At 60.8% G+C, this 25,963-nt stretch carries 30 protein-coding genes; 19 read left to right on the top strand and 11 right to left on the bottom strand.

The genetic code is table 11. The features are described 5' to 3' along the window. Positions 1-101 precede the first annotated feature (101 nt). From CQ020_RS22180 to CQ020_RS22155, 6 genes are all read left to right on the top strand, one after another. Positions 102-1,538: a family 43 glycosylhydrolase gene (locus CQ020_RS22180; RefSeq protein ID WP_105694025.1), complete on the top strand. Its 1,437-nt coding sequence runs from the start codon at positions 102-104 to the stop codon at positions 1,536-1,538. A gap of 46 nt (positions 1,539-1,584) precedes the next feature. Beyond that, the gene (locus CQ020_RS22175) at positions 1,585-2,922 is read left to right on the top strand and encodes an ABC transporter substrate-binding protein (RefSeq protein WP_105694024.1); all 1,338 of its coding nucleotides are present in this window, start codon (positions 1,585-1,587) and stop codon (positions 2,920-2,922) included. 46 nt (positions 2,923-2,968) lie between these two features. Continuing rightward, entirely contained in the window at positions 2,969-3,850 is an 882-nt protein-coding gene (locus CQ020_RS22170) for a carbohydrate ABC transporter permease (RefSeq protein ID WP_024819723.1), read from the top strand. Then, on the top strand, positions 3,847-4,749 hold the full coding sequence (locus tag CQ020_RS22165) for a carbohydrate ABC transporter permease (protein WP_105694023.1): 903 nt from the start codon (positions 3,847-3,849) through the stop codon (positions 4,747-4,749). Before CQ020_RS22170 ends, CQ020_RS22165 begins: the two co-directional genes overlap by 4 nt. A 38-nt stretch (positions 4,750-4,787) precedes the next feature. Beyond that, entirely contained in the window at positions 4,788-5,867 is a 1,080-nt protein-coding gene (locus CQ020_RS22160; RefSeq protein WP_181151996.1) for a LacI family DNA-binding transcriptional regulator, read from the top strand. Between the two features lie 165 nt (positions 5,868-6,032). Continuing rightward, positions 6,033-6,677 (top strand): DedA family protein, encoded by a 645-nt coding sequence (locus CQ020_RS22155; RefSeq protein WP_374955209.1) that lies wholly within the window; start codon positions 6,033-6,035, stop codon positions 6,675-6,677. Between the two features lie 10 nt (positions 6,678-6,687). Here CQ020_RS22155 and CQ020_RS22150 read toward each other — a convergent pair whose 3' ends face one another. The 4 genes from CQ020_RS22150 to CQ020_RS22135 all read right to left on the bottom strand — a co-directional run bounded on the left by CQ020_RS22150 (position 6,688) and on the right by CQ020_RS22135 (position 10,605). Beyond that, entirely contained in the window at positions 6,688-7,140 is a 453-nt protein-coding gene (locus CQ020_RS22150) for a Clp protease N-terminal domain-containing protein (protein ID WP_105694021.1), read from the bottom strand. Between the two features lie 8 nt (positions 7,141-7,148). Beyond that, complete coding sequence (locus tag CQ020_RS22145; RefSeq protein ID WP_024819718.1) at positions 7,149-7,352, bottom strand: helix-turn-helix domain-containing protein; 204 nt, start codon at positions 7,350-7,352, stop codon at positions 7,149-7,151. Positions 7,353-7,466: 114 nt separating this feature from the next. Further along, entirely contained in the window at positions 7,467-9,161 is a 1,695-nt protein-coding gene (locus CQ020_RS22140) for an amidohydrolase (protein WP_105694020.1), read from the bottom strand. Beyond that, positions 9,154-10,605 (bottom strand): APC family permease, encoded by a 1,452-nt coding sequence (locus CQ020_RS22135; protein ID WP_105694019.1) that lies wholly within the window; start codon positions 10,603-10,605, stop codon positions 9,154-9,156. The genes CQ020_RS22140 and CQ020_RS22135 overlap by 8 nt, the downstream gene beginning before the upstream one ends. A gap of 89 nt (positions 10,606-10,694) precedes the next feature. On the opposite strand from CQ020_RS22135, the gene CQ020_RS22130 reads away from it, so the two are divergent. Next, on the top strand, positions 10,695-11,297 hold the full coding sequence (locus CQ020_RS22130) for a TetR/AcrR family transcriptional regulator (protein WP_105694018.1): 603 nt from the start codon (positions 10,695-10,697) through the stop codon (positions 11,295-11,297). Between the two features lie 35 nt (positions 11,298-11,332). On the opposite strand, the gene CQ020_RS22125 is transcribed toward CQ020_RS22130, so the two are convergent. Continuing rightward, complete coding sequence (locus tag CQ020_RS22125; RefSeq protein WP_105694042.1) at positions 11,333-11,617, bottom strand: DUF1905 domain-containing protein; 285 nt, start codon at positions 11,615-11,617, stop codon at positions 11,333-11,335. Positions 11,618-11,857: 240 nt separating this feature from the next. Between CQ020_RS22125 and CQ020_RS22120 the strand changes: the two genes are divergently transcribed. Then, the gene (locus CQ020_RS22120) at positions 11,858-12,154 is read left to right on the top strand and encodes a hypothetical protein (RefSeq protein ID WP_105694017.1); all 297 of its coding nucleotides are present in this window, start codon (positions 11,858-11,860) and stop codon (positions 12,152-12,154) included. A 111-nt stretch (positions 12,155-12,265) separates the two neighbouring features. Here CQ020_RS22120 and CQ020_RS22115 read toward each other — a convergent pair whose 3' ends face one another. Beyond that, positions 12,266-14,986: a carboxypeptidase regulatory-like domain-containing protein gene (locus CQ020_RS22115; RefSeq protein WP_181151995.1), complete on the bottom strand. Its 2,721-nt coding sequence runs from the start codon at positions 14,984-14,986 to the stop codon at positions 12,266-12,268. Between the two features lie 302 nt (positions 14,987-15,288). Between CQ020_RS22115 and CQ020_RS22110 the strand changes: the two genes are divergently transcribed. The 5 genes from CQ020_RS22110 to CQ020_RS22085 all read left to right on the top strand — a co-directional run bounded on the left by CQ020_RS22110 (position 15,289) and on the right by CQ020_RS22085 (position 19,267). After that, positions 15,289-15,780, top strand: coding sequence for a DUF2306 domain-containing protein (locus tag CQ020_RS22110; protein ID WP_105694015.1), 492 nt, complete (start codon positions 15,289-15,291; stop codon positions 15,778-15,780). Between the two features lie 279 nt (positions 15,781-16,059). Then, entirely contained in the window at positions 16,060-16,449 is a 390-nt protein-coding gene (locus CQ020_RS22105; protein ID WP_105694014.1) for an SdpI family protein, read from the top strand. Positions 16,450-16,822: 373 nt separating this feature from the next. Further along, positions 16,823-17,224 carry an Imm10 family immunity protein gene (locus tag CQ020_RS22095; protein WP_105694013.1) on the top strand — a complete coding sequence of 134 codons (402 nt, stop codon included), beginning with the start codon at positions 16,823-16,825 and terminating at the stop codon, positions 17,222-17,224. Between the two features lie 415 nt (positions 17,225-17,639). After that, positions 17,640-18,908: a hypothetical protein gene (locus tag CQ020_RS22090; RefSeq protein ID WP_105694012.1), complete on the top strand. Its 1,269-nt coding sequence runs from the start codon at positions 17,640-17,642 to the stop codon at positions 18,906-18,908. Next, positions 18,908-19,267, top strand: a complete 360-nt coding sequence (locus tag CQ020_RS22085; RefSeq protein WP_105694011.1) for a hypothetical protein — start codon at positions 18,908-18,910, stop codon at positions 19,265-19,267. The genes CQ020_RS22090 and CQ020_RS22085 overlap by 1 nt, the downstream gene beginning before the upstream one ends. A gap of 10 nt (positions 19,268-19,277) precedes the next feature. On the opposite strand, the gene CQ020_RS22080 is transcribed toward CQ020_RS22085, so the two are convergent. Both CQ020_RS22080 and CQ020_RS22075 read right to left on the bottom strand, forming a co-directional pair. Then, the gene (locus CQ020_RS22080; RefSeq protein WP_105694010.1) at positions 19,278-19,499 is read right to left on the bottom strand and encodes a hypothetical protein; all 222 of its coding nucleotides are present in this window, start codon (positions 19,497-19,499) and stop codon (positions 19,278-19,280) included. A 126-nt stretch (positions 19,500-19,625) separates the two neighbouring features. After that, the gene (locus CQ020_RS22075) at positions 19,626-19,856 is read right to left on the bottom strand and encodes a hypothetical protein (protein ID WP_105694009.1); all 231 of its coding nucleotides are present in this window, start codon (positions 19,854-19,856) and stop codon (positions 19,626-19,628) included. A 112-nt stretch (positions 19,857-19,968) separates the two neighbouring features. Here CQ020_RS22075 and CQ020_RS22070 point away from each other — a divergent pair, with 112 nt between their 5' ends. From CQ020_RS22070 to CQ020_RS22050, 5 genes are all read left to right on the top strand, one after another. Next, positions 19,969-20,202 carry a hypothetical protein gene (locus tag CQ020_RS22070; RefSeq protein ID WP_146116690.1) on the top strand — a complete coding sequence of 78 codons (234 nt, stop codon included), beginning with the start codon at positions 19,969-19,971 and terminating at the stop codon, positions 20,200-20,202. A 45-nt stretch (positions 20,203-20,247) separates the two neighbouring features. Then, complete coding sequence (locus tag CQ020_RS22065) at positions 20,248-20,463, top strand: hypothetical protein (RefSeq protein ID WP_146116691.1); 216 nt, start codon at positions 20,248-20,250, stop codon at positions 20,461-20,463. A 24-nt stretch (positions 20,464-20,487) separates the two neighbouring features. Next, on the top strand, positions 20,488-20,955 hold the full coding sequence (locus CQ020_RS22060; RefSeq protein ID WP_181151994.1) for a GNAT family N-acetyltransferase: 468 nt from the start codon (positions 20,488-20,490) through the stop codon (positions 20,953-20,955). Then, positions 20,952-21,347 (top strand): hypothetical protein, encoded by a 396-nt coding sequence (locus CQ020_RS24600; protein ID WP_258142160.1) that lies wholly within the window; start codon positions 20,952-20,954, stop codon positions 21,345-21,347. Before CQ020_RS22060 ends, CQ020_RS24600 begins: the two co-directional genes overlap by 4 nt. A 571-nt stretch (positions 21,348-21,918) precedes the next feature. After that, a complete protein-coding gene (locus CQ020_RS22050; protein WP_105694005.1) occupies positions 21,919-22,842 on the top strand; it encodes a ketopantoate reductase family protein in 924 nt (307 codons plus the stop codon). Positions 22,843-23,332: 490 nt separating this feature from the next. Here CQ020_RS22050 and CQ020_RS22045 read toward each other — a convergent pair whose 3' ends face one another. Further along, entirely contained in the window at positions 23,333-23,827 is a 495-nt protein-coding gene (locus CQ020_RS22045) for a hypothetical protein (RefSeq protein ID WP_258142159.1), read from the bottom strand. Further along, on the bottom strand, positions 23,820-24,509 hold the full coding sequence (locus tag CQ020_RS22040) for a helix-turn-helix domain-containing protein (protein ID WP_105694004.1): 690 nt from the start codon (positions 24,507-24,509) through the stop codon (positions 23,820-23,822). Before CQ020_RS22040 ends, CQ020_RS22045 begins: the two co-directional genes overlap by 8 nt. A 121-nt stretch (positions 24,510-24,630) precedes the next feature. Here CQ020_RS22040 and CQ020_RS22035 point away from each other — a divergent pair, with 121 nt between their 5' ends. Beyond that, the gene (locus CQ020_RS22035) at positions 24,631-24,855 is read left to right on the top strand and encodes a hypothetical protein (RefSeq protein WP_105694003.1); all 225 of its coding nucleotides are present in this window, start codon (positions 24,631-24,633) and stop codon (positions 24,853-24,855) included. Positions 24,856-24,924: 69 nt separating this feature from the next. Here the strand turns inward: CQ020_RS22035 and CQ020_RS22030 are convergent, their stop codons facing one another. Beyond that, positions 24,925-25,320, bottom strand: coding sequence for a hypothetical protein (locus tag CQ020_RS22030; protein ID WP_258142158.1), 396 nt, complete (start codon positions 25,318-25,320; stop codon positions 24,925-24,927). Between the last annotated feature and the right edge of the window lie 643 nt (positions 25,321-25,963).

Genomic DNA, 25,963 nt, shown 5'->3' with positions numbered 1-25,963 from the left:
TAGCAAGGGAAAAAGAATTTTGCTAAAACGCTTGAACAGTCTGGAAATCCGCGCTAACTTACGAGTGATCAAACGCTTTAGCAGAATGGACATCAGCGCAGATGAAACGCTCAGTCTTCTTCCAACCAGCCGACGGCTGGGTTGGAGACCTCATCCCCTTCGAAAAGGACGGGGAGTTCTGGCTCTTCTACCTTCACGAAGACCGCTCAGACCCAAAACCCGGTACCTCATGGAACCTGGTCACCACCAAAGACCTCACCCAGTTTGAGGACCACGGCGTATCGCTGCACCACGGCAGCGAAACAGACCTGGACTTCAACGCCTACACAGGCAGCATCGTCACGGACAAGTCCGGCGTCCATCACCTGTTCTACACCGGCCAGAACCCCCGCAACCTCGGTCCCGATGGGGCGCCCCTGCAGATGGTCATGCATGCCACGAGTACTGATGGCATGCGGACCTGGCACAAGCACCCCGAGCACACCTTCGGCGCCCCAGCCGGCTACGAATCCGGTGATTGGCGCGATCCCTTCGTGTTTTGGGACGACAACAAGAACCTGTGGAGGATGCTTCTCGCGGCAAGGCACTCAACCGGGCCCGAACGCCGCCGCGGCGTCATCGCACAGTGCGTATCCCCAGACCTGATGACGTGGCAACACACCGAACCGTTCTGGGATCCGCGCCGCTACATCACGCACGAATGCCCGGACGTCTTCGCCTGGGGTGACTGGTGGTACATGGTCTACTCCGAGTTCTCGGAATCGTTCACCACCCGCTACCGCATGGCCAAGAGCCCCGACGGCCCGTGGATGGTGCCTGCTTTGGACAGCATTGACGGCCGTGCCTTCTACGCGTCAAAGACGGCGGAACGCGACGGGAGGCGCTTCTTCTTCGGATGGATTGCCAGCAAGGAAGGCAACACCGATCACGGTCCATGGCAGTGGGCAGGAACCATGTCCGTGCTGGAAGCCCTCCAAAACCCTGACGGGACCCTGGGATTTTCGTTCGCAGATGAACTCGTGGAGAGCTTCTGGGAAGACGTCCCGGTTTCCCTGACCGGCGCGTTGCCGGCGCGGCTCGAGGTGCCGGACGGGTACACGGCCATGGTGTCCGACGAGGAAATGCCGCAACAGTTTTACGCCAAGGCAGTACTGGATATCACTCCCAACACCACCGAGTGCGGTTTGCTGCTCCGCTCGAGCCATGACGGGGACCATTCCTACGTCCTGCGCCTGGAACCCAAGCGTGGCCGGCTCGTCTTGGACCGCTGGCCCCGCGCCATCACCGGCGATGCTCAGTGGCACGTCTCCGGGGACGTCCCGTTCGACGTCGAACTTGAGCGACCCTGCAAACTCGCCCCTGGCGAGCACACCCTTGAGGTCATCGTCGACGGCGACACTTGCGTCGCCGTCGTCGACCGTCAAGTGGCGCTTAGCGCCAGGATTTACGACCTCACTACCGGCCGGATCGGCGTCTTCGCCGGAGAAGGAACCGTGACCCTCACCGAACTCGAGATACGCCAGCGAACCGACAACTGAATACTCCTCACCCCAACCTCTGTTCCAATCAAGGGAGATTGCCGCAATGAAGAAACTACTCCGTGCTGCCGCCGTCGCAGCCGCCGCCGCTTTGGCTTTGACAGCTTGTGGCGGCGGAGGTGCTGCCACTGACCCCTCCAACGTCAGCCCCACCGGGGAGATCAAACCCCGCGAAATATCATGGCTGCTCTCCAGGCCCGCCGACGGAGCTGTCATCAACATCATGAAAAAGCTCGCGGACGACTACGCCAAAGACCATCCGGGCTTTGCACTGAACCTCATCACCACCCCGGACCGGCCCTCCTACATTCAAAAACTCGAAACCCTGGCCGCAGCCAACAAGCTGCCGGAATTGTTCGACACCGATGCCACCCCCTTCGCTCAGGAACTTGCCAAGCAAGGAAAAATGGTGGAGGCGGACAAGCTCCTGAAATCACTGGACGTCTATGACGACTACCGCCCCGGCGCACTGGACTACCAGCGTTTCGACGACGGCTCCCTGTACATGATTCCGTTCCAGTTCGAGCTCGAATTCATCTGGTACAACAAGGCATTGTTTGAAAAGGCCGGCGTTTCCGTGCCGAAGTCCCTCGATGACGTTCCCGCCATGTGCACTGCCCTGCGGAATGCAGGGATCACACCGATCGCCATCGACGGGCAGGACCAGTGGCCGCTGGAACGCTACGTTGCGTACCAGCCGTTCCGTGAAGCGGGACCGGACTTCGTCCAGAAGCTGAAGAAAGGCGAGGCATCGTTTGCCGACGACGCCGGTCAGAAGACCGTGAACTGGATGGCCGACCTCGGCAAGGCGCAATGCTTCCAGGAGGGCTTCTCCGCACAGGGTTACTCGGATGCGCAGAACCAATTCACCTCGGGGCAAGCCGCCATGTACAACATCGGCACCTGGGAACTCCCGAGCCTCGCCACCGACAAGCTCAACTCCGAGGTCCGGAACGACATCGATTTCTTCACGTTGCCCACCACCGAAGGTTCGGTGACCTCCGCCAACGAGTTCGTCTCCCCCTCCGGCATTGGCATGGCAGTGAACTCCAAGACCTACGATCCGCTGGTGAGCGACTTCCTGAAGTTCGCCTTGGAGAAGTACCCGGCCGAGTATGCCGCCACCGGCGCCCTCTCCCCCACCACCAACGTGCAAACAGCCATCCCGGCCAACGCGACTCCGCTGTACAAGAAGGCGCTCGAAACGGCCAACACCCTTGGGGACAAGCAAGCCATGCCGTGGGATACCCAGCTTGACCCCACCACCAACGGCCGGCTGCAGCAGGAACTCGTTCTCCTGGTCCAGGGCAACATCACGCCCGAACAGTTCACCAAGACCATGGACGACGCCATCAAGCAGAACGCCCCCAAGTTCTTCAAGTAAACCGAAGCGGCGGGGGCTCCCAAGGCCCCCGCACGAAAGGCCCACCATGCTTCCCAACAGGTCAAGGACCTCAGTCCTGGTCTTCCTGCTTCCACCCCTGCTGCTCTACTGCGCAGCAGTACTGTTCCCGATTCTTCAATCGCTGTTCCTGAGCTTCTTCTCTTGGAACGGCATCAGCGAGATGGAGTTCGTTGGGCTCGAAAACTACGTCCGGATGCTCACAGCGGACGATATTTTCTGGAGGTCCTTCTTCAACGCACTCCTCTACCTGGCCATCTGCCTGGTGCTGCAACTTGGCGGAGCACTGCTTGTAGCCAGTTTGCTCACATCCTTGCGCCGAGGCCGGGAACTCATCAAAACCCTGTATCTGCTGCCAGCGGTGATCTCTACCGTCGCAATCGCGTTCCTCTTTGTCCGCATCTATTCCATTGATCCGGTTGGCCTGTTGAACCAGCTGCTGCATTGGGTGGGTTTGGGGTCCCTTGAGCGGGCGTGGCTCTCGGATGTGAACACCGTGCTGGCAGCCGTGTCCGCCCCTGAAGGCTGGCGGTTCACAGGGCTTTACATGCTCATCATCTACGCTGCACTGATCGCCGTGCCCAAGGAGCTGGAAGAGGCGGCAGTGCTGGACGGCGCCTCGAAGTGGACACTCTTCACCAAGATCCGGTTCCCCTATATACGTCCCGTGTGGATCACCACCACCATCATGGCCACCACCTACGGCCTGCGCGGTTTCGATATCCCGTACCTCATGACCAACGGTGGCCCCGGGCAGTCCTCCGAGCTGCTCACCACCTACATGTACAAGACAGCCTTCACCAGTACGGACTTCGGCTACGCAAGTACCATCTCCGTGTTCATCGTGATCGAGTGCCTCGTCGCCGTCGGCCTCATCTTGTTCATGCTCAAGCGGAAAGCAGATTCATGATCACCCAGACAGCCCCGTCTACCCCGCGCGCGTCAGCTCCATCCTCGCCGGTTCCTCAACGACGCCGGCGCAAACCCAGCCTGTACCGGACACTCTCGCGGGTGCTGATCATGCTCATCGTGATCGTTCAGGTCTACCCGCTCGCCTGGCTGTTCCTTACCAGCCTGCGGACAGAACATGACTTTGCAACCGGCGATCCGTTTGCACTACCCAGTTCGTTGACGTGGGAAAACTACGCGAGGGCCTTCGAAACGGGCGACTTGGGCCGGAACATCCTGAACAGTTTCATTGTCACCATGGGCGCCAACATCCTCATTGTGTTGTTCGGCATGATGGCCGCCTACGCCATTCAGGTCCTGGGATTCCGGCTGAGCCGCTTCGTCCGTGCCTTGTTCCTGGTCGGGATCATTGTTCCGGTTCAGATCGCGTTGGTCCCCCTGTTCATCGACTACTCCGCCGTGAACCTGCTGGACACCTATCAGTCCATGATCATCCCCCTGGCCGGTTTCGCCCTGCCCATGTCCATCTATCTGTTCTCATCCTTCTTCGAATACATTCCGCGTGAAACGTACGAGGCCGCGTCCTTGGATGGCGCCGGACCCTACCGGATTTTTGGGCTGATCACCCTGCCGCTGTCACTCAACACCGTGGTCACTGTTGTCCTGGTGAACAGCATCTTCATTTGGAACGACTTCATCTTCGCCAACACCTTTGTCCTGTCCGAGGACCTGAAGACCATTCCACTGGGCTTGCAAAATTACATTGGTGCCATGGGAAAGGTGGATTGGACCGCCACGTTTGCTGCAGTGTGCGTGACCATCACTCCCTTGCTCCTGGTCTTCCTCGTCCTGAACAAAGCCATGATTCAAGGCTTGGAAAGCGGGGCGAATAAGGGATGACCACCACGGCGGACGGATATACTCCAGACGGAGGACAGATGATTTCGCAGGAGAAAAATTCAGGCAACGGGGCCGGCCCGGTCATTCATGCCAGAGCAGACCGCGCTCATCCGGTGACCCTCCGCGAAGTCGCTGAATTGGCTGGTGTTTCCACTGCCACAGTCTCGTTGGTCATCAACAAAAAGAAGAACGCGCGCATCGCTGATGAGACGCGTCAACGGGTCACGGAGGCCATAGCCAAGCTGGGCTACCGCCCAAATGCCATGGCCAAAACGTTGGTCAGCGGAACCTCGAAATTCATCGGTTTGGTAGCCGACGGTGTTGCCACCACGCCCTTCGCCGGCCAGATCATCCATGGGGCTCAGGACGAAGCATGGAAACATGGGTACGCCTTGCTGATCGCCAACACCGAAGGCAACAAAGACCTCGAAAAAGACGCAATCGCCATGATGCTGGAATACAAAGTACGCGGCATCCTGTACTCAACGTGGTTCCACCGCCCCACTGATGTCCCGGAGACCCTTCGCGAGGCAGACTTTGTCCTGGTCAACTGTTTCTCCCCCGAGGCCGGTGCCGCCCGCGCCGTAGTACCTGATGAGGCACAGGGAGGACAGTCAGCCACGGAAATCCTGCTTCGCGAAGGCCACCGGCGAATTGCCTTCATCAACACCACCACCCCCGCACCTGCCAAGGACGGCCGCCTCCAAGGCTACAAGTCCGCACTCGAGGGCGCTGGAATACCTTTTGACCCCAATTTGGTGATCGAAGCCTACCCGGATCAGGAAGGTGGCTACGGCGCCACCGATGACTTGCTCAAGCTCAAGGTCAGTGCCGTTTATTGCTACAACGACCGGATGGCGATGGGCCTTTACGATGGCTTGAGGGAGAACGGCCTCTCCATTCCAGATGACATAGCCGTGGTGGGTTTCGACAACCAGGAAGTCATCGCAGCCCACCTGCGTCCTCCACTTTCAACGGTGTCACTACCCCATTACGAGCTCGGAGCTGCGGGTGTTCGAATGCTGCTTGGCCTGGATGCGGCGCCTCTCGATTCTGCAGTGAAGATTGCCTGCCCTGCAGTTGAGCGCGCCTCTGTGGCAGTGCACTCACCAGCCTGAAAACCTGTTGGCATTGCTTGTTGCTCGCGGACGTGGATGGGCATAGCGTTGAGGTGGAAGCCCAGTGGTCCCCCATCACTGGGCTTCCCCACGGATACGTCAGCTTTGCTGCGCTTCAGTCGTTTACGGGAGCGTCGTTTATGAACGGAGATCGACCTGATCAGCTTGCTCAAGGCGACTGCTGCAGCCGATGAGTTAACCGGGATTGTGGGAATCGCTGCGCAGGTCATCGAGGCCCTGGGTGAATGGGGCGTCGGCTTGCTAACGCTTCTGGAGACCGTTTTTCCGCCCATACCCAGTGAGGTGATCCTCCCACTGGCCGGATTCCTCACCCAGCAGGGCGGCATTAACCTGATCCTGGTGTTTGTCACCAGCACACTGGGCGCCTATGCCGGAGCAATGCTTCTCTACTGGCTGGGCTACAAGGTGGGGCTGGAAAGGTCCATCAAGCTGTTGTCGAAATTGCCCCTGGTTGATCGGGAAGATTTCGAGAAAGCCGCCGAGTGGTTCGAACGCCATGGCAAGTCCGCCATCTTCTTTGGTCGGCTGCTTCCCGGCGTGCGCAGTCTCATTTCCCTCCCTGCAGGTGCCGAACGCATGAACCTGGTGACGTTCAGCATCTTTACTGTTGCGGGGACGGGCGTATGGAATGCCCTGCTCATTGGTGCGGGAGCACTTCTCGGCCAGCAATATCACTTGGTTGACCAGTACTCGCGCTTCCTCAATTACGCCGTGTATGCAGGGCTTGCCGCGTTCGTCGTGTGGCTCATCATCCGGAGGGTCAAGAAACGCAAGGAAAGCGCTCAGTAGCTGAGCCCCTTCACCGGAGTCGCGCCCGGACCGTCGCCTTGTCCACCTTCAGTTCTTCCAACAGCGCTGACACAGGATCGTGCTCTTCGCGGTCCAGAAGCGCCACAAGAAGGTTTGATGTAGTGATCTGCCGGGACTTCTGATCCATTGCCTGTTTCACCATGTTTGCCATCACTTCCTTGGCGCCCGAACTGAACGGCGGTTTCCTCCCCTTTGTTGGCATCGTGGTCCCCTTGAGATTCCTGGTTTCGAGCCCGATAGCCTTCAGCGCAGCGGCATCCAAACGGGACGCCGCGTCATGAGCATCGTCCAGAGTGATACCGAGGACCGCGGCGGGTTCCGCTTCATGAAGCGCCCCCAAAAGCAGGTGCTCCGTTCCCAGCCGCTTATCGCCCCTGCCCCGGGCTTCTTCCATGGCATACCCCACAATCCTGCGGGTATCGCGGGCAAATTGTTCAAACATGGCTCAACTCATTCCCGGTATTTTGCGTGTACTGATTGTCGGGAGACGCCCAAGGCATCACCGATCTGCTCCCACGTCCACCCCTGCTCGCGGGCCGCCCTTACGTGCACCGCTTCAACCTGCTCGGCCAGGCGGTGAAGAGCTCCCACCGCGCGTAGGCCCACCGCGGGGTTTGTCGAATGGATCTGCTCGGAGAGATCATCAGCTTCCATATCTGTCAGGCTAGGCTGACATCCGTTCGCTGTCAACCTAGCCTGACAAACTTTCTTGGGCGGCCTACTTCACCTTCCCCATACACAGCATCCAGGCCTACTGGCCGGCCGTCTTTAGTGTGAGCACGTTGAGTGCGCGGAGGACGGGACGCCCTTGGTCGCATACGCCGCTGAGGCCTCCACAGGTGGCTCCTCGGCGTATTCCTTCCGGGCATCGTGGACCACTGCGCCATTAACGATCGTGAGGTCGGCCCGCTCACCCAGGAGTTCGTCCGCTCCAAGCGCGTAGAGATTCGACGACCAGACCACGACGTCGGCCCTCGCGCCTACGCGAATGACGCCCAGTTCATCTTCTGCGTGCCAAGCCCAAGCGCCGCCTTGCGTATAAGCGCGGATGGTTGTGTCCAGGTCAAGCCGCTCACCGGGGGTCCAGGACGAGGCACCATCGAGTCCAGCCCTTGTCAGTGCCGAGTAAAAGCCCACGATCGGGTCCATCTCTCCCACTTGCCAATCGCTGGAGAAAGCCAGGCGGGCCCCCGACTCGGCAAGGGATTTGAACCGCCAGGCACGGTCCCAGCGCTCCTCGCCTACGTTGTCCATCCACGTACCGGCCACCAGGTCAGGGGAACAGTGCCGCGGCTGCATGGCCGGAACAACACCCAATTGGGCGAACCTGGGCAAGTCGGCGTCGTCCAAACACTCCACATGGACAATCCCGTGCCGGCGGTCGATGGTGCGGTTGTGATGCTGGGCTTGCTCGATCGCATCAAGTGCCATTCGTACGCCCAGATCTCCAGTTGCGTGCGTGTGCGTCTGGAAACCCATGCGGTCCAACTCGCCAAGCATTGCCGTGAACTCGTTGGGCGGCATGCTCGGGGCGCCTCGGTGGCCCGGCCTGTTGGCATAGTCGGCAAGCATGGCCGCAGTGTGCGGTTCGATCACATCATCGGCGTAGAGCTTGACCGGCCCAAGCCGAAGCATGTCGTCCACGGGTGCACTGTCCACTGCCTCGCGCAGATCTCTCCGGAACTCCGCATCGGAACCGACAGGATGGAAGAGCGCGGTGATCACCCGGGAGTGCATTTTCCCCTCCCGACGCGCCCGGTACATCAGGTCAAGCTCCGCGAGCGGAACTTGGGGTTCCACCACCGTGGTGATGCCACTGGCTGCCGCCATCGCCAAACTTGAGGTGATCCGACGATAGCGGCGGTCAGGAGAATACATGGGGATGTCGCGTTGGAGTCCCCGCAAGCCCGCGCTGGTCATCGCACTGGTGTAGAAGTCCGTGACCCAGCCGGTCGGCCTGCCATCTGCATCGACTTCCGGACGACCCCATGGGATGGAAGTGCCGCGATCAATTCCGAGCACGTGCAAGGCGGCGTCGTTGAGCCACACTGAGTGCTGGTCGTAGGTGGTGATGAACACCGGACGGTCAGTCAGGCCCCGGAGGTCGCCGGAATTGGGCCGCCGACCTTCCACTACCGAATACACGGCATTCTCCGCGCAAACCCAGTCCAGGTCCGGACGTTCGCTGGCGTGATCGGCGATCCGCTGGCGGACCTCCGCCAAAGAGTGGGCACCCTCCAGGCTGACGGCGTCGGGATCGAATCCGAGGAGCAAGTGGTTGTGGCTGTCGATGACGCCGGGTGTCAGCAGCCGCCCACTCAGGTCGATCCGCCGTCGGGCCGCTGGAGCGTCACTGTCCGTTCCCACATAGGTGATGAAGCCGCCGGTAATACCGACAGCCTGCGCCCACCCGGCCTCAGCAAACGTGCGGACAGCTCCGTTGTGAAGCAACAGGTCAAGCATTGTGGTTCTCCTCGTCAATAACAGCGTCAAGTAACAGCAGGTGGGTCCCGCTCCGCGGCCGGAGATACAGGAAGTGGTAAATGAAGCCGGCAGAGACGAACACCAAAGAAATGCCCAGGCTCAGCCATTGCGCTGGATCAAGGATGGCCACGATGAATACCAAGCCCAGTGCCGCAATGCACAGGGCGGGAGGCAACGGCCACCACGGCATCCGGTAGCCTGTCCGATTCCGGTTTGTCCGGCGGTGGTTGATGGCGGCCAGTGCGATGAAGAGATAGCTGAAAGTGAGGGTGGACCCTGTGGCGGTCAGGAGAACGTCGATCGGGACAAAGCACGCCACGAAGGCGAACACACCCATGACGGCTGTGGCGACGACGGGCACCTGGCCCTTGCTGCTCACTTGCCGCAGGCCGCGGGAAAGACCTGCCGGCAGCGCCTGATCACGTGCGGCCGCATAGAGTAGGCGGCCTGCCTGGAGGGTGATGGCAATGATGGCGTTAACTATGGCAAACGCGACGGACAAGAGGACCAACATGGTCACGGCTTCCCCTGCACGCTCGCTCAGGAAGGCCTCGACGGGGAGCGCCGAGCCGAACAATTCCTCTTGGGATGAAGCCCCGAGGAGGATCGCACCCAGCGGGATTATTTCTGCGGCGATAGTCACGGCCGCACTCCAGATCACCGCCCGGGCCAACGTCTTTGTGGGGTTTTTGGTTTCCTCGGCAAAGTAGACCGCTCCCCCGTAACCGTTGAAGGAGAAGATGCCCTGTGTCACGGCAATCATGAGTCCGGAGATGGCGAGCGGGGCCAAGGAGCCCGTGGCCGGGTCCAGAGCCTGGGCAGTGAAGAGAGACTCCACTGGGCGCTCAATGTGGACGAGGCCCAGGACCGCCAGAAGGACAAGTGCGGCCATTTCGATGAACAGGAAGACGCCCGTCAGCCACGCGTTGGTCCGAATGTTGAAGCAGGCGGTGACGGTGGTGAGAACCACCACCACCAGTGCCGTCTGCTGCGGTGACAGCCCTGCAATGGCCACTCCGAGGTAGTCGGCCACACCCAGGGCGAAGACCGCCACAATCAGGGGCAGGGACACCAGACTGATGAAAAAGGTGGCGACACCAAAAGCCGGTCCCAACGCCCGGGACACCAGCGAATAGTCGCCGCCCGCTACGGGATAGGCGGACGCGAGTTCCGCATAGCAAAAGGCCACAAGGATGCTGACGACGCCGGCTATGAGAAATCCCCACACCACCCCGGTGCCGAAAGCCGTCAAGGCGGCGCCGCCGAGGATGAAGACGCTGGAAGCAGGCGAAATCGACGACAAAGTGATGAGGATATTGCCGCCAAGCCCCAGACTGCGGGACAAGGAGGCGTCATAGTTTCCTGCTGTCCCGCTTACAGGTTTGGGAGGCTGCGCGGGAACGGAGGTGATGGGCTGTTCCATGGGAGTCCATTCAGGTCGATTTAGTTTTTTGACGTCAGCGTCAAATAACTATTGGAGTGTGGCAGTTCACATCGGATAGTGTCAAGGGCATGGCAAGACCCAACACGCAGGAACGACGCCGCTCCGAGCTCGTCGAGGCGGCACTCAAGGAAGCCTCCACACAGGGGCTGCGCTCCCTGTCCCTGACCGACGTCGCCAAAAGGGCGGGGCTGACCAGAGGGGCATTGCTCTACTACTTCGACGATCTGGATGCTCTCCTGGTGGAAGCCCACCGCGCCGGTACGGAGCGTTTCTGCGACCACCGGGACAGCGTGGTGGCTGAACTTGAATCACCGGCTGAGAAGCTGCGTGCAGCCATTGCCGCGGGGCTGCCCAGCGGACCCGACGACGCCCTCATGCGACTGCTTTACGAGTTCGATTTCATGGCCGGACAGTCGGAGCTTCACGACACCCTGGTCCAACAGATGTACTTGCGCCAGACCGCCACTTACCGCGCTATTTTCGAGGAAGGCAATGCGTCCGGCGCCTTCGCTATTTCCGCGGATCTCGATCAGGCCACCATGAATATGGTGGCCCTCGAGGACGCATACAGCTTGCACATTGTGGCCGGAAACAGGCTCGTTACCGTCGACATGGCCCGCGAGGCGATGCTCGCGTTTGCCGAGCAAATAGGGTGCCGGACTTCGGCCTGAACGGGCCCCGAAGCGGGATGGCGGGATGGCTCTCGTCAGCTCAGGCGCTGAGTGAGGTGAACTTCGACGGCGTCACCGTCGCCCTTACCGATGGCTTTGCGGACAGGAGCGGCCACCGGCAATTTGTGCGTACCGTCTCCCAACGCCATGAAGGCCCCCGTGAACGGGTGCCCGTCTACGGTGCCGGTCACTTTGACCAGCCCACGGGTTCCAAAGATCCTCGCTGACTCGGGTAACTGGACACAAGTCCATGTATCTCCTGGTCGAACTCTCCCGAGCAGGGCAACAAAGGTGATGTCCAGTGGTTGTGGTTCTGCCATGTTCTCGTCCTTGTCCCTGAGCCGAAGTCGACGCTGCCGCTTATTGGGGCAAAGCATTGACGGACACCCTGCCCTTCTGGCAATTCTGACAAGTTCGTGACGCGTTGCCAACGAACCTTTAGGTGCTCATCGCTAGGATAAAGACGAAACTGCAGGTGCAACCCACGTACCTGGCAGCGGGCTTCCGCCTCCCGCACCCTGGCGCAACCAACTCACCATCCCGCACAACGAGAAATGAATATGGAACTTCTTGACGCCCACACAGTTGTGATCTCTGCAGTCCTCTTGGTGCACTTCACAGGTGTGATGATCGTGGCCGCCTCCATTGCTGGTCTGGTGATCTCACTCTTCATCGTCGTCCTTGCCGTCCATTCCATCCGAATAACGTGGGAACTGACGCAAGGCTGGCGTAGCAGCGGCCGCTTCTACGCCAGCGTCAACAAGGTTCTTGGCTCTTTGAAGGCAGGCGCTCTGGCAGCACGCCCTCTCATAGCTGCGGCACGGCGGCGGATCATCCGCGCCGCCGACCGCAGTTGAGCGGGGCAACACTTCTGTTCACCGGAAACGCCGATCCCCCCATCTGAACTCCAGACAGGGGGATCGGCGTTTCCATTCAAGGCTGCACGGCGGTCATCCCGCGTTGGCAGATCAGCTGATCAGGGCGGTAGCCGCAGAGTATCGGGCCAGCGTGGCGTACGCAGTCTTAGTACCTGTTACGCGTACTTTGATGGCAGTTCCCTTGTCCGCGGCGACCAGTTTGTACGTCTGGGCGGTGGCGCCCGAAATGGCAGTGCTTCCCCGGAACCACTGGTAGGTCAGCGCCACAGTGGCAGGACCCCACGTACCGGGCGTCGCGGTGAGCGTGCTACCAACCGTCTGGGTACCCGAGATGGTGGGTACCGGCGCAGTCAACGTCCCCACCGCCACAGCCGCAGTGGCAGCGGAAGTCTTCGCCGCCGTCGTAAACCCGGTCTTCGAACCCGTGACCTGGACCGTCATCGCCTTACCCAGATCAGCCGCAACCAACGAATACGTAGCAGAAGTAGCACCCGTCACCGCAACACCTGAGCGGAACCACTGATACGCCAACGTCACAGGAGCAGGACCCCACGCCCCCGGAACAGCCGTCAACACCGAGCCGACCTTGGCTGTCCCGGATATGGTGGGTACCGGCGCGCTCAAGGTTCCCACCGCCACGGCAGCAGTGGCAGCGGAAGTCTTCGCCGCCGTCGTAAACCCGGCCTTCGAACCCGTGACCTGGACCGTCATCGCCTTACCCAAATCAGCCGCAACCAACGAATACGTAGCAGAAGTAGCACCCGTCACCGCAACACCACTCCGGAACCACTGATACGCCAACGTCACAGGAGCAGGACCCCATGCCCCCGGAACGGCAGTCAGCACCGCGCCGACCTTGGCTGTCCCGGATACGGTGGGTACCGGCGCGCTCAAGGTTCCCACCGCCACAGCCGCAGTGGCCGCGGAAGTCTTCACCGCCGTCGTAAACCCGGTCTTCGAACCCGTGACCTGGACCGTCATGGTCTTACCAAGATCAGCCGCAACCAACGAATAAGTAGCTGACGTTGCACCCGTCACCGCAACACCACTCCGGAACCACTGATAAGCCAACGTCACAGGAGCAGGACCCCAAACCCCCGGAGCAGCCGTCAACACCGAACCGACCTTCACCGTCCCGGAAATCGTGGGCACCGGAGCCGTCAAGGTCCCGGCAGAGACGGTGACGGTGGCTTGGCCGTAATAGGGCTGCAGGGGCCAGTCGTGGACACTCAGCCGGGCAGTGACTTTCTTGCCGGCGTCTGAGGCTTGGAGGAGGAACGTCGGCCCGTTTGACCTGTAGTCCTGCACGCCGTCGACGAACCAGTCGTAGTAAGGGCCAAAATCGGGGGCGGGATTCAGGGTGCCGTGGTCAACGGTCAGGGTGTTCCCGGCGCTGGGCGTGCCCAGGAGAGTGAAGGCCTTGGAAGCCGTGACAGCCTCGGCACCGGATTTACCGCCGTGCACCGAGGTGGTGTATGTGGCGTAACCTGCCTTGGTCCCCGTGACTTTCGCCCAGATGTCGTACCCGGCATCAGCGGCGGTGGGCACGTAAGCGGTGGTGGTGGCGCCGGCAATGTCCTGGAGGACTGTGCCGTCTTTGGAACGCTGCCACTGGTAAGCAACGGTCACCGGAGCCGGTCCCCAGACGCCGGGATCAACGGTCAGTTTTTGTCCTGCCTGGGCAGAACCGTAGACGAACGGCCTGCCAGGTGCCAGCGACAACCCTTCAACATCCAGCTGCATGGTCAGCTTTACACGCTGACCGGCAGCGGTTGCCGTCAGAACTGTGGCCGTGTCCCTGGTGGCCGTGTTGTCGTAGCACTCAGCCTTGTAGCGCTTTTCGCGGGGCGCGCCCTCATAGACAGTGTCCGAGACGCAAAGCTTGTATTTCTTGCCCACTGCCATGCGCCAATAAATCTTGCCCTGCGCATCCGAGGTCAGCGGACCCATCTGGGGTCCGTCCCAGGCTCCCGTTGCGTCATTGTAAACCCACGGGACATACCCGACGTCGGCAATCGGCGCGCCTGCCGGATCGACGACAGTTGCTTCCATGATGGTTTCATCCTTGAGGACGAAGTTCACGTTGGTCCACTGCACACCGGGCGGGACGGTAGCCGTGCTGTAGGTATCCACAGTGCCGGTGCCGTTCCAATACTGTTCCAGGTAGAGACGCTGGCCCGACTCGTCCCGGACGCTGATGTATGCCTGGTTGGGCGGAATCTTGGTGAGGGTGAAGTAGCCGTTGGCGTCGGGCGTGGTGCTGCTCACCTGTCCGCCGTTGTTGGGTGAAGCTGAGACGGATACTGCCGTCACCGGCTGGCCGGCCTTGTTGGTGACCCTGCCGCTCATGCTGCCGAACGCTTCCAGCTGGGGGTTGTACGTGGTGGTGGGGGCAGCATCGGTGACGGCAACCGGCGTCGAACCGTAGGAACTTGACTGGTTCACATTCCACTCACCGGCGTAGGTGGCGGAGCAGGGTCCGCTACTGCACGTGGTCCACAATTTGTAGCTGCCAGCAGCCGGCACGCTAAAGCTGTAGGAGCCATCGGCTGAAGACCACGCGCCGGCTACCAAGGAGGCGCGGTCGTCATTGGTGTACGCCCCCACCCACACGTCGCCAAGCGCAGTGGCCGTTGCGGTTGCTGTCAGTTTTCCTTTGACCACACCCTTGAAGGTGTAAGTTGCGGCCGAGGCGGGTGCCGCGCCGGCGAAAAGGCCGGCAGCCACCAGGACGGCGGTCACCAGGGCGGCCCACACTCCTTGCCGTGTCCTTCGAAGCGGATGGTGAGTGGCAGGTCGAGGCAACGGCATGGGTAAGGTCCTTTTCCCCAAGAAAGTGACTGAGCGGACCGAGCGGTCCCCTGTCATCGTAGGCGTGGGACCGCAGTAGTGCCATGGGGAGATCTGCCCAGTGCGCTGAGGCGAGGAATTCACGACGGCGGCACTCGGCCCGGTGGGCCTGTTCAGTACCTCGCCGGGACGGGATCATTCGGATCTGCGCCGCGTGATTGGATGAAGACGACCCTGAGCTCTTCTACCAGTTCCCGGCAAGACCTCAGCCGCCCCCGCCAACACGATCCGGTAAGCCTCATCCGACTCGCTAGGCTGGCCACATGCCTTCGCCGTGGACTTTCCTGATCGCCCTGCACGCCATCGCAGCGGGCTACGCCCTGATCTTCGGCGCAGTGAACCTGCTTCGCCGCAACAAAGGCAGCGCAGCGCACAAGATCCTGGGCCGCATCTGGGCGGTAGCCATGTACATCGTCGTCCTCACCTCATTCGGGATCCGGACCATCGACGGAGGATTCAACTGGCTCCACGCGCTATCAGTCCTGACGTTCTGCACCCTGACCATGGGCCTGTGGTCCGTCCGCCGCGGCAACATCCGTGCCCATCAGCGGTTCATGACCGGCAGCTACTTCGGCCTCGTCGGAGCATTCATCGGCGTCGTGGCCGTGCCTGACAGGCGACTCCCCCAGATGGCCATCCACGACCTTGCCGGCCTCACACTCTGGGTAGGGGCCCTCGCGGTCACTGCCGGCCTGACCGTCGCCGGGCTGATGCAGCTACGACAGAAGGCCAGCGTTGCCCGTGCAGACGGTTGAATGAAGTCCGTCCAGTCGTCCCGGTACGCTGGCGCTAATCTCGATTCCGTTGTGGCACGTTTTTCTGGGGGATGCCGTTTATGGAGGAAGACCGCCTTCCAGCGCTTGGCGAGACAGGGTGCATGAGACGCCACCGGCGACACCACTCTGCTTGGCGCTCCGCCACTGACAAACGGCCGGGCCAGGGTCGAGGCTCCGGTCATTGACTTGTGCCACTGCATACCGTCTGGGTTACCGTTGGCCATCGGATAAGTGACGCCACAACGGAAGGGTAGCTTTTTGGGGGCAGCTTTCAGCACGGCCATGTTCAGCATCGCTTTCCTGGTCGTTGCCGGGCTCCTGAAGATGTTGGCTTCACAGATCGAGGCGGGGCAGTCCAAACCGAATCCCACTTTCGGCATACGGTCCAAGGCAACCATGGCCTCCGATGAGGCCTGGATAGCTGCGCATGAGGCTTCTTTGAGGATTCTGAGAGGGACAGTCGTCTTCTTGCTCGTGTGCACGGCAGCCCTGTGGGTTCTCTTCGCCGCCCTGCCCAAGGATGACGCCAGCGTGCCGTTGATCTTCTTCACTGGCCTTGGCGTCACTGCAGTCCTGGTCGTGCTTCTAATGCGGATGTACCTTCAGGCTGATGCTGTCGCAACCAAGATCGGTTCGGTTACAAACTAGAGCCGCCCGTTCGGCGTTTGCCACCGTACGTGGAGACGCTGCGGTGGCTCGTCGTTTCCCGAGAAGGCCCCGTGCTTGACGATGGCAGAGTCACGTGGATTTCATGCCATGGCTCCTATAGTTAGCGGACCTAGACTGGTGCGATGAAATCTCAAGGTGTCGTTCGTTTCTGGAACGACGAACATGGGTAGGGCGTCATCGACTCACCACTGACTTCCGGCGGCTGCTGGGCCCATTTCAGCGTCGTTGAAGTCGCCGGCTACCGCTCACTCACCCCCGGGGAAGAAGTGGAGTTGGAATGGGAAGCCGTTGAGCAGGACGGGTACGCCTACAGGGCGATCTCAGTCAGGACAGCTGAGAGCGAGACTCGACCATGACTGTGGCCCAGGCCGTTAGCTACGTTCGCGACGAAGAAATGGGCTTCGAAACTGTCGTACTCGCTGATCAGGACGTCGCCCCGACATGGCACCTAGCATTCCAGCGCGCGCTGGAGCCGCATGAGCAGGATGAGGCGCTGGGGATGGACTCTTACTGCGTGACCCTACCCAGTGGTGGCTGCCTATATGCCTGTCTCGCGACGGTCCTGATCTGGGACGGAAACCTGCGCTTGGACTTCCATAAAGACCCTGTTCAAGAACTCGGACTCGGTTCGGCTGAGTTGAACCTGCGCCTTGATCTTGATGCCGATCAACTGCTGGCGCTCGGCACAGGACTTCAGTCAGTTCTCGGCGGCGCCCGGAATCCGCCGACCCTCAAAGGCTTATTGCGTCCCTGACCACAGGGCAATCCTCGGTGCGGGAGCTTTAGAACATGTGCCAGACTTCGCGCATGAGCTAACGATGAACCATGTGACCGCGAAGGTGGAATCAGATACAGCACGAAATTTCCTCCACCACCGCCGCCCGGCCTAACGCTTAGCCATGCCACTCCCTCGTTTACAAGCCGGTGTACGGGCCAATGACGCTCGAACTGATCCCCGTCGCAACTGCCTCCTGGTCTCTCTGGGACCGTCCCATTGTGCCGAAGTCTCCGCCTGCCTCGCCCCTCCCTGGACGCAGACAGGAGTTATGCTAGTCGTTGGATTTATTGTTCGGCTTCGAGGAGACAGGCATGGGAATCGCTTTGGACGGCATGGCTGCCCGGCCTCTGACGCTCTCGGCTGGACACCTACTCTCTGCAGAGATCGCCTGATGGACCAAATTTCAGCAGCCACTGGACCCAACAAGCGACCCGTACCCGCTGGCCGGATCGTAGGCTTCGGGATACTACTGGTGGTGATCGTGCTACTGGCATCCTGTGTGTACCGAGTTGCCGCCCCACTCGCGACTCCGAATGTATTCGGCCTGGACCGCAAACTCACCTCAATACCCTGCGTCACCTGGATAGACAGTGATCCCCGTGGCGGGAAGATCGCAGTGCGTGGACCTCTCGTGAAATACCGGATCGGCGTCTCACCGGGGTGCACCGCATCTGAGGTGGAAAACATCTTGTGGACCATGCGTGAGGGAGTGGGAGACACCGGAGCCTATCTGGAGGACTGGACCCTGTTTGTGGCTCAGACTGAGGAAGCTCGGTACAGTGCCTTCTCCGATGATCTGGAGATCGGCAGGCTTAGCGGAGAAGGCAGCCTCTCCCGTGAGCAGATTCAACACCTTGCCTCAAGCTGGGTGACGCTCCATGAGTTAGATCCAATGAGCCAGCTGGACTCCCGAAGGGAATACAGCGAGGACACCCGGGAGTATGAGCTTCAGATGGCGGTATCTCTCAACATGACTCCAGAGAACCTGGAGAAAATTACCAGCATCATTCCGACGGAGCTGAACTCAAAAACCACCCACTGGAGGATCACCACGCCAACTAGAGGGACCGTGTCCGAGAAGGCGAATGACTTCAGTCCTGGTCGACTACTCCTGGATACCTACGGCCAGGTGCCGGATCAGGGATTGATTGCGCTGGGAGTTGCGGCCAGTAAGACCTGGCAGGGTGACACTCCGGACGGTACCTATGTCACCGTGACCTCGAAGCCATGGGACCCTCAAGGCAGAGTCAACCAGACCGTCAGCGTCGAGGTGTACAACGTGAGCGACGCGCAGCTCAGCCCATGGGAGAAGGACATTCTGCAGAACACGTTGCCACCGATAGAGCAGACCGGTGTTTGGCCGCATCTAGCCTCGATGATTGACAGGTTGGACGCCACTGGCCAGCCGTTCAGCCTGGGGCTGGAGCTGAGTTCCGAAGAGGCCGAACCGTACAGCATGAGGCAAGGCGCAGGCTCGGACATTAGTGGCCACCTGACCTCGAAACAGTGCCACGTCGCTCCGAAGGCACATGAGGTGTGGAATACGATAGATCAGCCACTCTACGGGTACTGGCTGAACCCTCAGCGCCCTCGCACTCCAAAATCGTCCGCATCAAAGTATTGCCCCACCGGGGCTTCGGCAGGAGCCGAAGGAAGTTGATGAACCCACACGAACAGGCGGCACAGAAGCCCTCGAGGAAACGCCGGTCCCAGCGAAGGAAGACTCTAGAGCGACGGCTACCGATCGTACTCTCGGCTGTGATTCTGCTGGGGTTCATCGCCTACGGAATCAACCTGCAGCTAGACCATTCGAGGCAAAGGGCCGAGATCGTCGCCAAGGTCGAATCCAAAGGTGGCCAGGTCCTCGATCTCAGGTGGGGCAACGGGTACCGCGCTGCTTCCGGGTCTTCGAGGGGCCACGTCGACGTTCTCTTCGAAGGTCAGCGAAGCCGTTGCTCGCTGGACGGCCTGCAGCGCAACCCTGCAGTGTTCGAATGCGACCCCGCCGTCAATCCGTAGGCGCCCCGGGTTAGACACCTGGAGGCTCGGCACCCAAGAGCCGGATCATGCCGTGGCCACCCTCGTGGACGAACTCCGCATACACCACGAACGTCCTGCCGTCGGCCCGCTCCTCAGCCCATGCCAGCACCTCAGTGACATCTGCGACTTCGGTCAGTTGCCACTCTTCAGAGGCGCCGACGGCCGACCAGAAATCAACCCGGTAGGACGGTTCCCGGTCAACACGGTTCACGTACCGCGGTCAACGATTCTCGACTTCACCATCGGAGCGTACGACACACTCAGACGAGGATGAACCTCCCCTTACGGAACAGTGGAGGCTCCGGCCGTATCGTGACGCGAAAAAGGAAAGAACTTTTCAGGCCGGGCGAGCAGGGGATTTCGGAGCCACGAACTGCAGTCGCAGGACCGGGAACGGGCGGCCTTCGTCGTCAACTTCGGAGCGGCCCACTTCGACAAATCCACGTGCGGCATAGAACGCCCGCCCGGAGGCGCTCTGCTCGTTCACGTCGCGCGCGGCCCCGATCTTTGCGACGGGGCCGCTTGCCGTCGACCGGCTGGCGTTCCCGGTTCCAGCGAAGTGACCCAAGAGGATTGGATTCCGGGCAGAGAGCCTCAATCTTTGCGTAGGCTCGGAGGTTCATGATGTTTTGGGGCGGTCCGGAAGCACCCAAGCAACGACTTACTGGGGGATGAAGACTGTGGAGAAGATTCTCATTGTTGTAGTCGGAGGCGTCGCAGTGCTTATGGGGGTCTTGATGATCATCAACCGCTCATCCTTGAGCAGGTTCATGGCCGATGCCCAGCGAGCAACCTTCGGCAAAGTTGGAGACAAAGTCGCAGCACAGTCCAGCTCGGGAATGACGGCCTTGGTTGGTACCGTATCCGTCCTGATTGGTGCTGCGATGATTTTCCTGGCCTTGACTCGGCGTTAGAACCCAGGGAAGGCACCCTTGGACAATTTCTGCCCGGCAGTGCTGATGGGGGCTCCTCTCGTCCTCGTAGGATCCCTCATTCTCATCTTCAGGCGTGGTGCCCAACGGCTGGTGCACGACCGCTACGTCAAAGCTCAACAACGTCACCCGGACATTCGAATCCCCGGCAAATCGCTCGTAGTACTTCTGGGAGCGACCATCCTGCTGTTCGGCATTGTTGCCATCGGGCTGGGCCTAGTCATCCCTATCCGGACCGGGTAAGCGAAAGGTGGTTGGATGAGGAGCATGGCAATCATTGGGGACGGGACCGCCGAACATTTCGACGCCTTAGTAGCGGTCGACCAGATCGCGCAGCACGACCCTGCACGGAGAGAAGAACTCCGGAAATGGCTTGCATCCGGTTCGATCAGAGTCGCCACGAGCGGCGGTTCCCCCATCGGTTACACAGTGGTTGAGCCCTCCTTCTTCGGCAATGACTTCCTGGTGCTCATCGTGGTCGGCGCGGAGCATCGAAATGCGGGCATTGGTCAGTTGCTGATGGGCGACGTCGAGGCCAGGGAGCGGGATACGAAGCTGTTCACGTCAACCAATCTGTCGAATCAGGTCATGCAACGCCTGCTTGCACGCCGCGGCTGGCACTCCTCGGGCATGGTCTTCGGATTGGATGAAGGAGACCCCGAGCTCTTCTACCAATTCCCGCAGTCGCCCCGTCTGGCTTCAGAGCATGATGACCCTGAACGGGTGTCATTGTGACTGCCGTTGAGGTCAGCCCGCGTCGGCGCCGGGTCACCGGCGGAGGATGGCTGGGAATCGGCTTCGGGTTGCTGGTTCTGACGGTTTTTACGACCTCCTGGGCTTGGTGGGCAGGGTTCGATCTTTGGCCCGACCGGCACTCGGCCGCGTACTACAGGAACCAGATCCCGTTCCGACAAACGGTCCTGGTTGTGTCGGTCACCGTCCCGGCGCTGGCAGCCCTGATCTCCGGTTACTCGGTGTTCGCCCGGCCCCGTAGCGTCCTCCGGGGTGTCACCGGGTCTGTTGTCGTCGTGATCTGCCTGGCCGCCACCGTTCTGTGCTGGCTACTCGGGACCGAAGCCGTCCGCAGGGCCACGCACTGGGCCGAGCACACCACCGGTCAGTGGTAGTCCGCCGGCAACCCTACTTGCGCAATCGAGTTCGAACGCCGGATCCTGCCCTGCCTACCTGTCCCCTGCACAGCGCCCACATGCGTTCGGTACCAAGACGCGGTTGATTCTGAGATGCCGAAGGTTCCGGGCGGCACTTTTGCTGTCTCCCAGATGGCCTCGGAGTTGTACCAACGGTCTTCACTGGATTTCGCAGTTTGGTCCGCGATCCAGCCCTGACATCTGATGAGAGCCTCTCCATGGCTTACCCACCTATCGCTGCCAACCGATTGTGACCGAAAATAATCGCGGGAAGCCCATGGCAGAACTAAAACCGGCCGTCCGGCTTGAATCGGAGCTGTGGCCATGCAAGCATCGGCGTGGGCTCCGAAATAGCCGGTCTTCATCGAAGCCACTCCTTTTCTCCTTCGAGCGATAGGTGACCCATGCTCCAGTTTCCGAACACGCATCAACCCCAACACAATGACTTCCCGCTCAAGGCCATCTCAGATGAACCATGCGTGAGGAAGGCGGCGGAAGCGATGCTTGGAGCTACTGAAGTCCGCTCCGGCCAGCAGGGGAGGTTGAGGCCGTGAACGTCCTCGTATACGGCGCCGGAGGCATGGGTTTGTACTTCTCCGCACGCTTGGCCCAGGCCGGCCACAGCGTAGCGCTGAAGGCCCGGTCATCCACCCAGGACGCCAAGCTGCGCCTGTTCACAGCAGGTCGAACAGAGACCATTTCCCGGGTAAGGGTCGTGTCTGAGATTGACCCGGTGGACGTCGACGTTGTCCTGATTGCCACCAAAGCCTGGCAGGTCGAGGACGCCCTCCGCGAGCTGCAGGGCAAAATCAATAACGCGACCCCGCTGGTCACACTGCAAAACGGCATAGAGGCCCCCGAAGTCGCCCGGCGCATCTTCCCCGCCTCCCCGGTCATCGCCACAACCTGCGTTGTCATCGTCAAGCGCACGGCCCCGCTGGCTGTTGAGCTCATCGGCGGCGAAGCCACCCTCAGCGCCGGACTCTTCGATGAGGTCGGCGCAGACACCGGCATCGCCAAGAGGGTGGTCGATGCCATCAATGAAAGCTCCGTCACGGCGACCCTTGCCCAGGATGTCCAACGCGCGCTCTGGAAGAAGATCGCCCTGATCGCTTCCTATGGCGGGGTAGGCGCGGTTTCAGGAGTACCAGTCGGGGTGACCCGCACGCATCCCGAGACCCGGTCAATGGTCCGTGATGGCATCGTTGAGGTCGCCTCGGTAGCCCATGCCTACGGCGTCACGTTTACGAACGAGGACGTGGAGGAAGTGTTCTCTGTCTACACTGACCTCTTCGACCCTTCGACGACGTCGTCGATGCAGCGCGACCTGGCGTCGGGGTTGCCCTCGGAATTGGCAGATCAGAATGGAGTGATTGTTGCCCGGGCCACCAAGGTAGGGGTGGCCACGCCAATCCATTCGTTCATCTTGAACTCACAACTGCCTCGGGAACGGCAAGCAAGGCTTGAATCATGAGCGAGGCTCCCGCGCACGGCGTACGGATCTCCCGCTCCTGACAGCGGTCGCATCGGGAACATCCGGGCCGGAGTCTGACGCGGTGGCACTACGGGTCCCTTTCCGAGCGGGCGAGGTAAACGCCCCGCCAGCATGCTGCCACATCCAGCGCCCTTCACCCCTTGAGCGAGCGTAGGCGCACTCAGCGATTGGTGGCCGTCGTGTCAAATAACCATGGCCGGAATTTCCTGACCATGGTTATTAGACAGCCGTTCCTCGACGTTGTCAGCCGGATCTGAGGCGGTTGGCTGGGGGCAGGCTGTGATTGGCGGCAAGTATGCGCAGCGCGTCCATCGCCGGTGTCCGGTCGACCGGGTCCAGCAGCTGCCACGATCGGTGCCCCGGATCGGCCAGTTCTTTGTGCAGGGAAAGAACTCGTGACCTATCGCTGCCCTTCATCTGGGCCGCCGTGACCAGGGGTGTTCTGATGGTCGCGCAGAGGACGACGGCATCATCGAGGTGCCGGTCCCTGTCCCGGGAGTCCTCGCGGTAGGCCGCGCCTTTCAAGACCAATGCCCCGAGGGCATTCGGGATGCTGATGAGTACCGGTTCGTCGTCGTCGACGGTCATCCGGCAGTTCACCGTCCGCTGCAGCGCCTGCGTGCCGCCGGATACCTGGAATGGTTTGATGAGAGATGGATTTCTCCAGGGTGTACCCGAGCCCGTTCAGGACAGCACTGACTGTAGCCGTCGTCGCCGCACCGGTCTCGATGTGCAGCACAATGTCGACATCCGCCGTTGGCCTGGAGACGGGGAGGCCTGCGGCCGCAGCGTGCAGTTGCACCATGAGCCCACCGACCAACGTCCATTGGGTGGACGGCAGGGCACGGGCCAGTTCCACGCACTGTGGCCATGGTGTTCCCCAGCCTCCAGGAGGCACGGGCACGTCCCAGGTCTCGCGGTCATCTTCCGCTTCGGCGACTGCGTCCAGTTCAGGTTCAGACATGGAGCAGTTCGTTGATGACGCGTTGCCCGGCGCTGCGTTCGCGGGTTGCCAGTGAGTCCATGAGGTCCACGGCGATCGCTGCCACCGGCACCCGGCCGTCGGCAAAGGGTTCATCCAAATCGACTTCATGGATGATGGCGTTGCCGTCGGGATCTTCAACCAGGCCGAAAGCGTCCGCGAGGGCGGATACGTCGCCGATCATGACATAGCCCTCTGCAGTCCCGCTCCCGCCGGCCATCCCGAAGATCCCTGCAATGGACTCCTCGCGCATGGCCGAGGCGCCACTTGGGATCAGGTGGTCGTTTAGTGCCGCCAGCCCGTCCGAAGTCGCCCTGTATCGATGGGTTATGTCCTTGTTCCGGGCAAGAACACGAACGGCGTCGGCGTCCAGCTCACGCAGTCGCCTCTTCAACCGGGACTTCTCCGAAGCGCTGATCCAGGTGGGGTTCTGGCCAGAGAGCAGCGCCAATGCAGCCCAAGCAGTCCTGGCCGTCCAGGCGCGGCCACGACGGGTGCCGGCCAGAGCCAGGCGCTCCACCGACGAACGATCGATGAGCAACATGCGGCCAGCCCTGCCACTGGCCGTCAACTGTCCAGACTTGAGCAGGTCATGAACGGACGCACGGGTGATACCGAGCCTCACGCCCACCTCCGCGACGGTCATCCCGTTCGTGTTCTGCATACACTAAACCATACCTAGGTAAGGATATGTGTCAATACTAAGAGCCGCTGCTGCATGCGCCCTGCCAATCCCGCGGGCTCGATACTGAGTGCGAAGATTGAGGCCAGATGAAAGGACTGTGATGGGGAAGAGCAGGCCAAAGGCATGGGGCATTGTTGTGCGCCTCGATACGGGCGAGACGCTCTATTACTACCTGCACTCCAGCCGGCCAGGAGACGAATGGAGCCCCAGGGAGAACCAGGCGTTGCGGTTCACCTCCGAGGAGGAAGCTCAAGCCCGGTGCAACACGTTCCTCACCAACAGGAAAGCCAAGGAGTACTACGTCTTACCGCTTCCGCTTTCATAGACCGCTGACAGCTTCAAGTCTGGTCTCTCGCGTTTGTCGTCGCACCAGGACATCTGCAGGCGGCATGACTCAGATCGGGGTGACCTTCCAAGGCTTGATGTAGGCAAACATAACCACCGTCCCGGCCGTCACCAGGACCGGAAGCCACAGGAAGAACGCACCAGCCCCTGTACTGAGACCCACAATTGCGATCCACCAGCAGAGCGCCGCGGTTAAGCTCAGCAAGATCAGTACGGAGTTGCTCTGCGCCCTCAGGGCGTTCATGCCATTAGGAGTGGGCGTGCCGAGGTGCCGGGCGTGCGCGCGTCGGCGTCGCTTCGCCGCGGCGACAACGATCCCGGTGGCTGCCAGCGCTGGGATGGTCAAGAAGATTGCACCTGCAGGGCTGTTCACGATTCCGAGGAGTGCGATGAACCAGCTCAGTGCTGCTGTGAACACTGCGAGTATCAGCAGATTGGAGCGCATCGAACTCCGCCTTGGTGTCAGTGCTTCATGATGACTGCTCACAGCTGCTCCCCTACGCGAAGTCCATGTCCCCGGTTTCTCCATGAGAGCACTTTCCGCAGGTTTTGGGGAGAGCGGCCAAACCATCCAACGCGAGGCGCCTGGCATGACGTTGGTATTGGCGGCCTGATATTAGGAATGCTGTGCCAGCTGCGGGAACTTGTTTTCCCACAAATCCCGGACTCGAACGGGAAGCATCAACTCGCTCCATACCTTCTTCCCCGGTCCTTGCAGATTTTCAAGGATTTCGGCCACCTCGCAAGGGATCACGTCCTGAATCAGGACGCGCGATTCATTCGAGTGGCGGCTCTGGTTCTTGGGCTCGAGGGTAGGCCTACGTCTCTGGTGCTGGCACGGCGTGGATCGGGCCGAGCGTTACATCCCTGCTAGTTGGATTTCCTAGCGGTGCCTTTGTTGGTTGCCATAAACGTTGCCACACCGAGAATAAATGAAGTGGCCGTGGCCGCTGGCCAAGGGATGTTTCCGTTCACCCATAGTGCGGCAAAAAGCGAAAACGCTGCCACCAACAACCCTGCTAGAACAGCGAATGATTTGGTCGTGCCCTTGGTCCCCATGGGACGATCCTACGCGTACCCGCTAGCCC

It is taken from the genome of Arthrobacter sp. MYb23, assembly GCF_002979775.1.
Classification (GTDB): domain Bacteria; phylum Actinomycetota; class Actinomycetes; order Actinomycetales; family Micrococcaceae; genus Arthrobacter.
Note: the sequence above shows the minus strand (reverse complement) of the source record. Positions and strands in the feature narration are given on the sequence as shown.